Consider the following 12,978-nt stretch of genomic DNA (forward strand, 5'->3'; position numbering starts at 1 on the left):
GGTAATTGGTGATTATTTGAACAACCGCCAGATTTGCCCAAATACAAAACGCTGTGGGAGCGAGCCTGCTCGATAGCGGCGTGCCCGTCGACTTTTGCGTCCCTGCGACACCGTCATCGCGAGCAAGCTCGCTCCCACATTTGATACGCGTCTGGATCAGGGCTTTTTGGCGACAGCCTTGACGCTCCGCTGGCGCTGGGCCTCGAACAGGCAGACACCGGTGGCGACCGAGACATTGAGGCTGCTGACGCTACCGGCCATCGGCAGCTTGACCAGGTAATCGCAATGCTCGCGTGTCAAGCGGCGCATGCCCTTGCCCTCGGCGCCCATGATCAGGATCGTCGGACCGGTGAGGTCCTGGTCATAGAGGCTGACCTCGGCCTCGCCCGCCGTGCCCACCACCCACAAGCCACGCTGCTGGAGTTTCTCCAGGGTGCGCGCCAGGTTGGTCACGGCCACCAGGGGCATGACCTCCGCCGCACCGCAAGCGACCTTGCGCACCACAGGCGTCAGGGTCGCCGACTTGTCCTTGGGAACAATCACCGCCAGCGCGCCGGCTGCATCCGCCGAGCGCAGGCAGGCGCCGAGGTTGTGAGGGTCGGTCACGCCGTCCAGGACCAGCAGCAGGGGCGAGCCCTCGGTGCGATCGAGCAACTCGTCGAGCATCGCCTCGCCCCAGACCTGGCTCGGGCTCACCTCGGCCACCACGCCCTGGTGCACACCCTCGACCCAGGCATCCATCTCACGACGTTCGGCCTGGCCCACCGCCACACGGTTTTCGCTGGCCAGTTCGATCAAGGTCTGGACCCGCGGGTCGCTACGCCCCTCGGCCAGCCAGATCTGCTTGACCCGCTTGGGATGATGGCGCAGCAGCGCCTCCACGGCATGCAGGCCGTAGATTTTTTCCAACTGACTCATGACTTGGCCTTGGGTTTACGCGCCCCGCCACTCTTGGCCGGGGCCGAGCCCGCTTTTGGCGGACCCTTGCGATGTTTGCTCGGTTTGCTGGCAGCCTTCTCCGGAGCCGACCGTCCAGCCTTGCCGCCTGCCTTGGCCTCTGCCAGCAACGCTTTTTTCATCTCACGGCTTTTGCGCACTTCAGCGTTCTTCGCCGCCGCATCGCTCGGACGATAGGCCTCGACGGCTTTTTCCTTGGCCGCACCGCGCCGACCGGACTTGCTCGGCGCCGGCTCGGCTGGGGCCTTGGTCACAGGCGCAGCGGTTTCGGCACCGCGTTTCTTGCGACCGATCGGCGCGCTGATGGTTTTTTCCGCCATCTCGAAATCGATCTTGCGCTCGTCCAGGTCGACACGCATCACCCGTACTTCAACGGTATCGCCCAGGCGGAAGCTACGACCGGTGCGCTCACCCGCCAGGCGGTGGTGGACAGGGTCGAAGTGGTAGTAATCCCCCGGCAGCGCGGTGACATGCACCAGGCCTTCGACGTAGATGTCGGTCAGCTCGACGAACAGGCCGAAACCGGTCACGGCGGTGATCACACCCGGGAACGATTCGCCCACGCGGTCTTTCATGTACTCGCACTTGAGCCAGTTCACCACGTCGCGGGTGGCTTCGTCGGCGCGTCGCTCGCTCATCGAACATTGTTCGCCGAGCTGCTCCAGGGCCGCCTCGTCGTACGGATAAATGCGCGCCTTGGGAATGGTCATCGCGCCGGCCCGCTTGACGTGCGGGGTGTTCATCTTGGAGTGGATCACGCTGCGGATCGCCCGGTGCGTGAGCAGGTCGGGATAACGGCGGATCGGCGAAGTGAAGTGGGTATAGGCTTCGTAATTGAGGCCAAAGTGCCCCTGGTTGTCGGCGCTGTACACCGCCTGGCTCAGCGAGCGCAGCATGACGGTCTGGATGAGATGGAAATCCGGACGATCCTTGATACTGGCCAGCAATGCCTGGTAGTCCTTGGGCGTAGGACCTTCCTTGCCCTTGTGCAGGGACAGGCCCAGCTCGCCGAGGAAGGCGCGCAGTTTTTCCAGGCGCTCCGGCGGAGGACCGTCATGGACCCGATACAGTGCAGGGATTTCGTGCTTCTTCAGGAACTCGGCGGTGGCCACGTTGGCCGCCAGCATGCATTCCTCGATCAGCTTGTGCGCGTCGTTGCGCACGGTCGGACGGATTTCGGCGATCTTGCGCTCGGAGCCGAAGATGATCCGGGTTTCCTGGGTTTCGAAATCAATGGCGCCGCGCACGTGACGGGCCGCCAGCAGCACTTTGTACAATGCATAGAGCTGCTTGAGGTGCGGCAGTACGTCGTTATATTCACCCCGCAGCTTGCGCGCCTCGGCCAGCTTCGGCGTCTCCAGCATCGCGCTGACCTTGTTGTAGGTCAGGCGGGCGTGGGAATGGATCACCGCTTCGTAGAAGCAGTAGTCGGTCATTTCGCCGGTCTTGGAGATGGTCATCTCGCAGACCATGGCCAGGCGATCGACATGAGGGTTGAGCGAGCACAGCCCGTTGGACAACTGCTCGGGCAGCATCGGCACGACACGCTCGGGGAAGTAAACCGAGTTGCCACGCACCTGGGCTTCGGCATCCAGCGCCGAACCGAGCTTCACATAGCTGGAAACGTCGGCGATGGCGACGTAAAGCTTCCAGCCACCGGAGAACAGCCGCAGCTTGCCCGGCCGGGCTTCGCAGTAGACCGCATCGTCGAAGTCCCGTGCGTCCTCGCCATCGATGGTCACGAACGGCAGGTGGCGCAGGTCGATGCGTTTCTCTTTGTCCTTTTCTTCGACTTCCGGCTTGAGCTTGGCCGCTTCCTTCAGCACAGCCTCAGGCCAGACATGAGGAATGTCATAGGTGCGCAGGGCGACATCGATTTCCATGCCCGGCGCCATGTAGTTGCCGACCACTTCCACCACATCCCCCTGCGGCTGGAAGCGAGGGGTTGGCCAGTGGGTGATCTTCACCTCGACGAACTGGCCGATCTTGGCATTGGCGTTGCGGCCCGGGGTGACCAGCACTTCCTGCTGGATCTTGGGATTGTCCGCGACGACGAAGCCGATGCCGCCTTCCTCGAAATAACGGCCGACGATGCTTTCGTGGGCGCGCGATACCACCTCCACAATCACACCCTCACGGCGACCGCGACGGTCCAGGCCGGACACCCGAGCCAGGGCCCGGTCGCCGTCGAACACCAGGCGCATCTGGGCCGGGCTCATGAACAGGTCGTCGCTGCCGTCATCGGGAATCAGGAAACCGAAGCCATCGCGATGGCCGGCGATACGTCCCAGGATGAGGTCGAGCTTGTCCACCGGCGCATAGGTGCCACGGCGGGTATAGATCAGTTGGGCGTCGCGCTCCATGGCACGCAGACGGCGGCGCAGGGCTTCGAGCTGGTCTTCGGTAGTCAGACCGAACTCTTCGACCAACTGTTCACGGCTGGCGGGCGAGCCCCTGTCGGCGAGATGCGCCAGGATCAGTTCGCGGCTGGGAATAGGGTTTTCGTATTTTTCCGCTTCACGAGCGGCCTCGGGATCGAGGGATTGCCAATCGGCCATTAGAGAGTTTTCACCTTGTCTATATGCGGTTAGTTTGGCATAGGCGTAATGAAACGGGAAATTTCAAGCATAAGGAGCCCTTTCTGGAATCTTTTGACCCGCCTTTGAAGCCTCGGATCGCACCACTCGTGAAAATTACCGGTTTTTTTCTCGCAGGGGGTTTACAGTTAAAAACACGCTCCGTATAGTGCGCGCCATCGACGACGCACACACGTTGCCGAGACTGCCCAGATGGTGAAATTGGTAGACACGCCAGCTTCAGGTGCTGGTGACCGCAAGGTCGTGGAAGTTCGAGTCTTCTTCTGGGCACCAATTTCAAGCGACAGATCAATGATCTGCCAGCTTCACAAGAACCCGCGAAAGCGGGTTTTTGCATTTCTCCTCCCCTGAAAAGCCAGTCAGCAATTACTAAAACAAAAACAGGGGTTTACAGATCAAAACGCGCTCCGTATAGTGCGCCACATCAACAGCGGCAACGCTGAAGATGCTGCCCAGATGGTGAAATTGGTAGACACGCCAGCTTCAGGTGCTGGTGACCGCAAGGTCGTGGAAGTTCGAGTCTTCTTCTGGGCACCAATTCAAGCTTCAAGGTTTTGCCTTGAACCTCACAGAAACCCGCGAAAGCGGGTTTTTGCGTTTCTGCCTCCTTTACTTTCCCGACCACAGCAATCGCAGGCTCGCCCTCATCCGGACAAAGCCGGAAGATCCCCGGACGCAACCCAAGCTCGTGGTCGCGTCCGGACGAATGCCCGGTCAGCCGGATCAGGCCCGGAACTGTCCCAGGCTCGCCTTCAATTGCGCCGCCAGGCTGTCCAGCACCTTACCGCTGGCGGTGGTCTCGACCACAGCCTGGGCCGCCTTCTCGGCCTGGGCATGAATGGTTTCTACCCGCCCGCGAACCGCCTGGGCACCCTGGGCCTGATGAGCTGCCGCCTGGGTCGCCAGGCCGATGGCCGCGTGCACCTGCTCCACAGAGGCCTGCACCGACTGCTGCAAACGAGCACTGTCACGCAATACCAGCAATCCTTCGCTGGCCTGGCGCCCAGCCTGGCCGATCGCAGCCACCGCCTCCCGGGCCCCTTGCTGCAACGCCACGATATGGGCCTGGATATCGCCCGTGGAACTCTGGGTCTTGCTTGCCAGGGCCCGTACCTCATCCGCCACCACCGCAAAGCCGCGCCCGGTCTCCCCGGCCCGCGCAGCCTCGATAGCCGCGTTCAAGGCCAACAGGTTGGTCTGCTCGGCAATACCGTGGATCACCGTCAGCACCACTTCGATCTGCTCGCTCTGCTGGGCCAACCGCTCGATGACTTTCGCCCCGGTATCCACCTGCCCGGCCAACGCCTCGATCAGGCTGCCTACCTTGGCCGATGTGCGAGTGTTCTCATCGGTGGCCTGGCGAATCTCCACCACCTGCTGCAAGGCCGCCTGCATTGCCTGGCTTTCCGATTGCGCCTCATCAGCCATCTGCGACAAGGCCCGCAGGCTCTCGGCCACTTCATCGCGCTGCATCCCGGCTGCCGCATCGGCACCGGAATTTCGCAAGGTCATCGCACCGATCTCCAGGCCCGTACGCTGGGCCACGTCACCCGCTTCCCGCACGATGGGCTGCAACTTATCCACAAAGCGATTGACAGCCGATGCCATGTCGCCAATTTCATCCTTGCTGTTGATTTGCACGCGCTTGGTCAGGTCCCCCTCACCCGCCGCCAGATCATTCATCGCCGCGATCAGCAGCCTCAGGCGATTGACGACCCGGCGCCCCAGCACCACCGCCAACAACACCAGCACGCCGAGGCCCACCAGCGCCAGGCCCAGGCCAATGCGCCAGCGCAAGGTACTCGCGGCCTCTTGCACGGTGCTGGCAGTATTGGTCTGCATTTGGGTAGCAGTGGTCTGGGCCGACTGCAGCCGGCCACGCATGGCAGTGGCACTGTCAGCCGCAGCCCCCTTGAGACTGTCCCCCACCAGCTGGTCGCTGCTGGCGATCAACGCCGAGAATCTCTGGTCCAGCGCCTTCAGGTCGCTTTCCACGGATGCGGTGGAGACCCCCATGAGCACTTTGCCGATTTCCACCCCGTTGGGGCTGATGGAAGCCTCGAGGTAATAGACGGAAGGATCGTTTTTCGCCGCATCCAGGACCTTGTCCAGCGCCCGCTCACCCTTGCCCTTCTCCAGCAGCGCTTTGTTGACCGGATTTTCCCGGTTCAAATAACGGGTCAGGTGTTCGCCATTGGCATCGTCATAAATGACGAAGAGCACATTGGGATTGCGCTGGGCCCGGCGAGCGAATTCGGAAAGTGTCGGAATGTCGCTGTCCCACATGGCACGAGGGGCAACGGAGGCCAGGAGTTGCGCCATATCATTGGCCGACTCCCTCAAGTCTTTTTCCAGAGCGCCCCGCAGCTGTGCCTGCTCTTCCTTCAGGCGCGCGGACAAGCCGGCATTCAGGCGCTGGCGCGTACTGGCAGACAGGCTATCCAGGCTGGAGGTCACCTCGCGCCCGGCCTGCTCCAACTCACCGGAAAGTTTCTGGCTATCAGCCCCCAGGCCCGCACTCAGGTCGGCCTCCAGCGCCGTGACTGTGCTCCGGGTCAGCGCCACAGCCACCAGCACCTGCACCAAAAGGGCGATACCAAGCGTAACGAACACAGGCCGCAGCAAACGGCTTTGTAACAGTGAGAGAACGGCCGACACGTGAAATCCCTCTACCAACGCCATTAATTTGATGGCACCGCTGAACGGGCGCCGATAATGGAGATTCATAGCAAGTGTCGTGCCGCACGGCGACCAGGAACGACAAAGGACCCTAATGAGGGTCCTTTGTTTTGTGCATCAATGACTTATCAGCCAAACGGATGACGCAGAACGATGGTTTCGTTGCGGTCCGGCCCCGTCGAAATAATGTCGATCGGCGCGCCGACCAGCTCTTCGAGACGCTTGATGTAGTTGCGGGCCGCCACAGGCAGCTCTTCCAGGGTCTTGGCACCCACGGTGGACTCGGTCCAGCCCGGCATCTGCTCGTACACCGGCTCCAGGCCGATGTAGCTGTCGGCGTCGGTCGGAGCGTCGATGACAGCGCCGTTCTGGTTCTTGTAGCCCACGCAGATGTTGATGGTCTCCAGACCATCCAGCACGTCCAGCTTGGTCAGGCACAAGCCAGAAATGCTGTTGACGTCGATGGCGCGACGCAGGATCACCGCATCGAACCAGCCGCAACGACGGGCACGCCCGGTAGTGGCACCGAACTCATGGCCGCGCTTGGCCAGGAACGCACCGACGTCATCGAACAGTTCGGTCGGGAACGGACCCGAGCCCACGCGCGTGGTGTAGGCCTTGGTGATGCCCAGGATGTAGTCCACGTACATCGGACCGAAACCCGACCCGGTGGCGATGCCGCCGGCGGTGGTGTTGGAGCTGGTCACGTACGGGTAGGTGCCATGGTCGATGTCCAGCAACGAACCCTGGGCGCCTTCGAACATGATGTCCTTGCCGGCACGACGCAACTCATGCAGCTCAGCGGTGACATCGAGCATCATCGGCTTGAGCAGCTCGGCGTATTCCATGCACTCGTCCAGCGTCTTCTGGAAATCGATGGCAGGTTCTTTGTAGTAGTTGACCAGGACAAAGTTGTGGTAGTCCAGCAACTCACCCAGTTTGGCGGCGAAACGCTCGCGGTGGAACAGATCGCCGATGCGCAGGCCGCGGCGCGCCACCTTGTCTTCGTAGGCAGGGCCGATACCACGACCGGTGGTACCGATCTTCATCTCGCCACGAGCCTTTTCACGGGCCTGGTCCAGCGCAACGTGATAGGACAGGATCAACGGGCAGGACGGGCTGATACGCAGGCGCTCGCGCACCGGTACGCCTTTCTCTTCCAGCTTGACGATTTCCCGCAGCAACGCGTCGGGAGCCACCACGACACCGTTGCCGATCAGGCACTGCACGCCTTCACGCAGCACGCCCGACGGAATCAGGTGCAGGACGGTCTTCTCACCGTCGATCACCAGGGTGTGACCTGCGTTGTGGCCACCCTGATAGCGCACTACGGCGGCAGCATGTTCGGTCAGCAGATCGACGATCTTGCCTTTGCCCTCATCACCCCACTGGGTGCCCAGGACTACGACATTCTTACCCATAACACTTGTCCTCATTCGCGCAAACTTGGTGCCGGCCGCAGCCGGCAGGAAAACTCAAGAAGCCAGCGGCAATACCTGCCAAAGCCCGTTGTGCTGAATCAATTGCCGGTCGCAGTCCGCTTCGCGGGCGGCGGCCAAAGGCTGCCCGGGCAATGCCTGGACGACTCGCTGACCCTCACTGCGCAACTGGCAGACTGCTTGCCAGAGTGCCGCATCCGTACTGTCAGGCATCCAGATACCGCCAGACGGTAACTCGACCTCAGCACGCCCCAGGGTCACCAGGGTTTTCAAATCGGTAGAAAAGCCGGTCGCCGGACGAGCACGACCGAAATCGGCGCCGATGTCATCGTAACGACCGCCCTGGGCGATGGACTGGCCCACGCCCGGTACGAACACCGCGAACACCACGCCGGTGTGGTAGTGATAACCGCGCAACTCACCCAGGTCGAAATACAACGGCAGCTCCGGGAAACGCACCGACAACCGCTCGGCTATTGCCAGCAGGTCGTCCAGGGCCGCCAGCACGGGGGCCGGCGCATTCGCCAGGCGATCCCGGGCCGCAACCAGCACCTCACGACCGCCACACAGGCCCACCAGCGCCCGCAGCATGTCGGACAGATCGCTCGGCAAGCCTTCGGTCAGGCTGACGACCTCGTCGATGGCCTTGCGCTGCAAGGCATCGAACAACTGCTGCTCCACTTCGCCGGACAGGCCGGCGGCGCGGGCCAGGCCGCGATAGATGCCGACATGACCCAGGTCCATGTGGACATCCGGTACGTCAGCCAGTTGCAGCATCGCCAACATCAAGCTGATGACTTCCACGTCGCTGCTGGGGCTGGCGTCGCCATACAACTCGGCACCCAGCTGGATGGGGCTGCGAGAAGAAGACAAGGCACGAGGCTGGGCGTGCAGCACGCTGCCGGCATAGCACAGGCGATTGGGGCCTTCCCGGCGCAACGTGTGGGCGTCGATTCGCGCCACTTGCGGCGTGATGTCGGCGCGGAAGCCCATCTGCCGGCCCGACTGCGGGTCGACGACCTTGAAAGTACGCAGGTCCAGGTCCTGGCCCGCGCCGGTCAGCAGGGATTCCAGGTACTCGATATGAGGGGTGACGACAAATTCGTAACCCCAGCTCTGGAACAGATCCAACACCTGCCGACGCGCCACTTCGATACGCGCAGCTTCCGGTGGCAGTACTTCTTCGATGCCATCTGGCAGCAGCCAGCGGTCTACCGTTGCCATTACGCCATTCCCCTATGGTCCGGGCGGCCAGCCTTCGGGCAAGCCTTGAGTGAAGCAGAAAACACCTGTGCCTTTGCACAAACAACGCGCAAGGGCGACGTGACGAAGGGCCAGGAATCGGCCTCGTCCAGCGCTTTCCTCGAAAAACCTGTCGAGTCGTTCAACCCGACGTCTGCAAGCAAAACCACAATCGAACGTGCAGACGCAAAAAAGCCGGGAATTTCCCGGCTGCCGCATCATACACTCGTTTTCCCAAAGGATCACCCCGCCCGACGCTTTAGCCGCCAGGCGGAGTGTTTCAGGTCAACGCTGCATCAAGGCTTGGCCTGTTCCAGGTAGCGGAAAAAGTCGCTGCTCGGATCCAGCACCAGCACATCGGATTTACGCCCGAAGCTTTCACGGTAGGCATGCAGGCTGCGGTAGAACGCGTAGAACTCCTGGTCCTGGCCGTAGGCCTTGGCGTAGATCGCAGCGGCCTGGGCATCGCCATCACCGCGAACCTCTTCCGATTCACGATAAGCCTCGGCCAGCAACACGCGGCGCTGACGATCGGCATCGGCACGGATACCTTCCGCCAGCTCGTTACCCTTGGCGCGATGCTCCCGGGCTTCACGCTCACGCTCGGTGCTCATCCGCTCGAAGACGCTGCGATTGACTTCCTTGGGCAGGTCGATGGCCTTGACCCGGACATCGACCACTTCGATACCCAGCTCTTTTTCCGCCATCGTGTTCAAGGAGCGGGTGATATCGGCCATGAGCGCGTCACGCTCACCGGACACCACCTCATGCAGGGTACGCTTACCGAACTGGTCACGCAGGCCTGACTCCAGGCGGCGGGACAGACGTTCGTCGGCGATCTGCTTGAGACCCGAGGTCGCGGTATAGAAACGCTCGGCGTCCTTCACACGCCACTTGGCATAGGCATCCACCATCACGGCTTTCTTTTCCAGCGTCAGGAAGCGTTGCGTCGGCGCATCGAGCGTCATCAGGCGAGCGTCGAACTTGCGCACCTTGTTGACGTACGGCACCTTCACATGCAGCCCTGGCTGGACATCCGCCTCGACCACGCGACCGAATTGCAGCAATACCGCACGTTCGGTCTGGGACACGATGTAGAAGCAGTTCCAGGCAGCGATCGCCACGACGACGCCGACAATAAGGGCGATCAGCGATTTATTGCTCATCAGCGACTCTCCCTGGTACGTGCTTGCTGTTGCTGCTCCACCGCCGCGCGAGTATTCGCTTCAGTGCTGGCGGGTGCCATGCTGGTCGGCGGCGCACTGGTGGCACGACCGCTCTCGATCATCTTGTCCAGCGGCAGGTACAGCAGATTGCTCTGGCCGTTCTTGTTACCGGTCACGAGGACCTTGCTGGTATTGCTGAAGACTTCCTGCATGGTGTCCAGGTAAAGACGCTGACGGGTCACTTCGGGCGCCTTGCGATACTCGGCCACCAGCTTGGTGAAGCGGTCGGCCTCACCCTTGGCGCGGGAGACCACTTCGTCGCGATAACCGTTGGCGTCCTCGATGATGCGCTGGGCCTGGCCACGGGCTTCCGGCACGACGCCGTTGGCGTAGGTTTCGGCCTGGTTTCGCGAGCGCTGCTCGTCTTCACGGGCACGGATCACATCGTCGAAGGCTTCCTGGACTTCACGCGGCGCCGCGGCGCTCTGGACGTTGACCTGAGTGACGGTGATGCCGGTGCGATAGGTATCGAGGAACCGCTGCAGGCGCTCCTTGATCTCGCTGGCCATCAGCTCACGCCCTTCGGTCAGCACCTGATCCATGGCGGTGGAACCCACCACGTGACGCAGGGCACTTTCGGTCGCGTGCTGCAGGCTCACTTCCGGCTGGTCGACGTTCAGCACGAAGTCCTGCAGGTTGGTGATCTTGTACTGCACGGTCAGCGGCACTTCGACGATGTTCTCGTCTTCCGTGAGCATCTGCCCCTGCTTGGTGTAGGCACGCTCACGCGTGACGTTTTCCATGTATTTCTGATCGATCGGCGGGAAATAGATGTTCAGGCCCGGGCCGACAGTCTCGTAGTACTTGCCGAAGCGCAGCACCACGGCCTGCTCCTGCTCGTCCACGACATAGACCGCGCTGTACAGCCAGACGGCGGCGAGCACGACCAGACCGATGCCGAGCAGGCCGAAACCACCGCCCTTGCCCGGACGACCGCCGTCGTCACCGCGTTTCTTACCACCACCGAACAAACCGTTCAGGCTTTCCTGCAGCTTGCGGAAGGCCTCGTCGAGATCCGGCGGTCCCTTGCGGTCGCCGTTGTTACGACGCTTGCCACCCCAGGGATCCTGATTATTCGAGTTGCCACCCGGCTCATTCCAAGCCATAGCGCTCTCCATCTGATAAAGCAAAGACGCACCCACGGCGCGCCGACCAATGCTACAGAATGCCTGACACAGCGTTCTCAGGCTTTTATTGCAAAGTGTGTTGCTCGATGAACTCCATCGGTCGCAGCCCTTCGCGACTGACCAATCGATTCAACTCAGCACGAGGCAGACGCACCGCCAGCAGGCAGGTACCTTCTTCGTCGTGTTCTTCTTTCTGCACCGCCCCCAGCTCAAAGAACTGGGCACGGAGCCGGGCGAACCGTTGCGGCAGCTTCAGGGTGCCGACAAACAGATCGTTGCCCAGCAACTCCGCCACGGCCTGCTTGAGCAGGTCGAGGCCGGTACCGTCCTGGGCCGACAACCAGACCCGCTGCGGCTTGCCGTCGGCATCGCGCTGGATCTGCGGCTCCACCCCTTCGAGCAAATCGAGTTTGTTGTATACCTCGAGGATCGGCAAGTCCTGGGCCCCGATCTCGCCCAGCACCACCATGACCTGCTCGATCTGCAGCATCCGGTCGGGCTCGGCGGCATCGATCACATGCAGCAGCAGGTCGGAGTTGCTCGACTCTTCGAGCGTAGCCCGGAAAGCCTCGACCAGCTTATGCGGCAAGTGTCGAATGAAACCCACGGTATCGGCCAGCACGATCGGCCCCAGGTCGTCCAGGTCGAGTCGGCGCAGGGTCGGGTCGAGGGTGGCGAACAGCTGGTCGGCGGCGTAGACGTCCGATTGGGTCACGTTATTGAACAGTGTCGACTTGCCGGCGTTGGTATAGCCCACCAGCGAAACCGTCGGGATATCCGCGCGCTTGCGTCCGCGGCGCGACTGCTCGCGCTGGCTGCGGACCTTCTCCAGGCGCCCCTTGATCTGGCGCAGGCGGACCCGCAACAGGCGCCGGTCGGTTTCCAGCTGGGTTTCACCCGGGCCGCGCAGGCCGATACCCCCCTTCTGCCGCTCAAGGTGAGTCCAGCCACGAACCAGACGCGTACTCATGTGCTCGAGCTGGGCCAGTTCGACCTGGAGCTTGCCTTCATGGGTGCGGGCGCGTTGGGCGAAGATATCGAGAATCAGCCCGGTACGGTCGATCACGCGACACTCGAAGACACGTTCGAGGTTACGTTCCTGACTGGGCGTGAGGATGTGATTGAAAATCACCAGATCGACCTGCTCGGCCTTGACCAGGTCACGCAACTCCTCGACCTTGCCACTGCCGATCAGGAACTTGGCGGTTGGCCGATGACGCGGCACGTTGAAGAACGCGACGGTCTCGGCGCCGGCCGAAAGAGCCAATTCCTGAAACTCCTGCGGATCTTCGCGCGCCTCAGGGTCCTGTCCATCCAAGTGAACGAGAATAGTCCGCTCACCACCACCGTGGCGCTCAAAGAACAAAGGAGACTCCTATCAGGCGTTACCCGGCTCAGCGTCACCGCCATCGGATTCGGTTGCGCTTGGCAGACGAATTGGACGGACCGGCACGACTGTAGAGATAGCGTGTTTGTAGACCATCTGGCTGACGGTGTTTTTCAGAAGGATGACGAACTGGTCGAAAGACTCGATCGTGCCTTGCAGTTTGATCCCGTTGACCAAATAGATGGACACCCCAACTTTCTCTTTACGTAAAGTGTTCAAGTAAGGGTCTTGTAGCGAATGCCCTTTTGACATGTGCCGCACTCCTTTAAGGATCAATAATAAAAATCGGAATCAGATGGCTTGGGCCGTCACACCCCCAAGGAT

Annotated in this window: 9 protein-coding genes, 2 tRNA genes and 1 pseudogene; 2 read left to right on the forward strand and 10 right to left on the reverse strand. The window is 61.7% G+C overall.

Features of this window, described 5'->3' with window-relative positions:
• Window positions 1-156 precede the first annotated feature (156 nt).
• Both rlmB and rnr read right to left on the reverse strand, forming a co-directional pair.
• Window positions 157-918 carry a 23S rRNA (guanosine(2251)-2'-O)-methyltransferase RlmB gene (gene rlmB, locus BW992_RS04350; protein ID WP_072431696.1) on the reverse strand — a complete coding sequence of 254 codons (762 nt, stop codon included), beginning with the start codon at window positions 916-918 and terminating at the stop codon, window positions 157-159.
• Window positions 915-3,515 carry a ribonuclease R gene (gene rnr / locus BW992_RS04355; protein WP_072397906.1) on the reverse strand — a complete coding sequence of 867 codons (2,601 nt, stop codon included), beginning with the start codon at window positions 3,513-3,515 and terminating at the stop codon, window positions 915-917. The genes rlmB and rnr overlap by 4 nt, the downstream gene beginning before the upstream one ends.
• Before the next feature lie 225 nt (window positions 3,516-3,740).
• Here rnr and BW992_RS04360 point away from each other — a divergent pair.
• Window positions 3,741-3,827, forward strand: a tRNA-Leu gene (locus tag BW992_RS04360).
• Between the two features lie 177 nt (window positions 3,828-4,004).
• Window positions 4,005-4,091 (forward strand) — tRNA-Leu (locus tag BW992_RS04365).
• A 186-nt stretch (window positions 4,092-4,277) separates the two neighbouring features.
• Here the strand turns inward: BW992_RS04365 and BW992_RS27425 are convergent.
• The 8 genes and pseudogenes from BW992_RS27425 to hfq form a co-directional block, all read right to left on the reverse strand.
• Window positions 4,278-5,162: a methyl-accepting chemotaxis protein gene (locus BW992_RS27425; RefSeq protein ID WP_371264407.1), complete on the reverse strand. Its 885-nt coding sequence runs from the start codon at window positions 5,160-5,162 to the stop codon at window positions 4,278-4,280.
• A 21-nt stretch (window positions 5,163-5,183) separates the two neighbouring features.
• A pseudogene (locus BW992_RS27430) lies at window positions 5,184-6,281 on the reverse strand (methyl-accepting chemotaxis protein); the annotation flags it as partial.
• 80 nt (window positions 6,282-6,361) lie between these two features.
• Window positions 6,362-7,654 (reverse strand): adenylosuccinate synthase, encoded by a 1,293-nt coding sequence (locus BW992_RS04375; protein ID WP_072398497.1) that lies wholly within the window; start codon window positions 7,652-7,654, stop codon window positions 6,362-6,364.
• Window positions 7,655-7,708: 54 nt separating this feature from the next.
• Entirely contained in the window at window positions 7,709-8,896 is a 1,188-nt protein-coding gene (locus BW992_RS04380) for an ATP phosphoribosyltransferase regulatory subunit (protein ID WP_072398498.1), read from the reverse strand.
• Window positions 8,897-9,210: 314 nt separating this feature from the next.
• Entirely contained in the window at window positions 9,211-10,080 is an 870-nt protein-coding gene (hflC, locus tag BW992_RS04385; RefSeq protein WP_072398499.1) for a protease modulator HflC, read from the reverse strand.
• Window positions 10,080-11,246, reverse strand: coding sequence for an FtsH protease activity modulator HflK (hflK, locus tag BW992_RS04390; RefSeq protein ID WP_072398500.1), 1,167 nt, complete (start codon window positions 11,244-11,246; stop codon window positions 10,080-10,082). The genes hflC and hflK overlap by 1 nt, the downstream gene beginning before the upstream one ends.
• A gap of 85 nt (window positions 11,247-11,331) precedes the next feature.
• Complete coding sequence (hflX, locus tag BW992_RS04395) at window positions 11,332-12,633, reverse strand: ribosome rescue GTPase HflX (RefSeq protein ID WP_072398501.1); 1,302 nt, start codon at window positions 12,631-12,633, stop codon at window positions 11,332-11,334.
• A 12-nt stretch (window positions 12,634-12,645) separates the two neighbouring features.
• On the reverse strand, window positions 12,646-12,906 hold the full coding sequence (hfq, locus tag BW992_RS04400; protein WP_072398502.1) for an RNA chaperone Hfq: 261 nt from the start codon (window positions 12,904-12,906) through the stop codon (window positions 12,646-12,648).
• Window positions 12,907-12,978 lie beyond the last annotated feature (72 nt).

This window comes from Pseudomonas sp. 7SR1 (assembly GCF_900156465.1).
Taxonomy (GTDB): Bacteria; Pseudomonadota; Gammaproteobacteria; order Pseudomonadales; family Pseudomonadaceae; genus Aquipseudomonas.

Coding starts and splice junctions, on each gene's coding strand:
- hfq (WP_072398502.1), bottom strand. CDS start 12,906: ATGTCAAAAGGGCATTCGCTACAAGACCCTTACTTGAACACTTTACGT.
- rnr (WP_072397906.1), bottom strand. CDS start 3,515: ATGGCCGATTGGCAATCCCTCGATCCCGAGGCCGCTCGTGAAGCGGAA.
- BW992_RS04375 (WP_072398497.1), bottom strand. CDS start 7,654: ATGGGTAAGAATGTCGTAGTCCTGGGCACCCAGTGGGGTGATGAGGGC.
- BW992_RS04380 (WP_072398498.1), bottom strand. CDS start 8,896: ATGGCAACGGTAGACCGCTGGCTGCTGCCAGATGGCATCGAAGAAGTA.
- BW992_RS27425 (WP_371264407.1), bottom strand. CDS start 5,162: ATGGCATCGGCTGTCAATCGCTTTGTGGATAAGTTGCAGCCCATCGTG.
- hflC (WP_072398499.1), bottom strand. CDS start 10,080: ATGAGCAATAAATCGCTGATCGCCCTTATTGTCGGCGTCGTCGTGGCG.
- rlmB (WP_072431696.1), bottom strand. CDS start 918: ATGAGTCAGTTGGAAAAAATCTACGGCCTGCATGCCGTGGAGGCGCTG.
- hflK (WP_072398500.1), bottom strand. CDS start 11,246: ATGGCTTGGAATGAGCCGGGTGGCAACTCGAATAATCAGGATCCCTGG.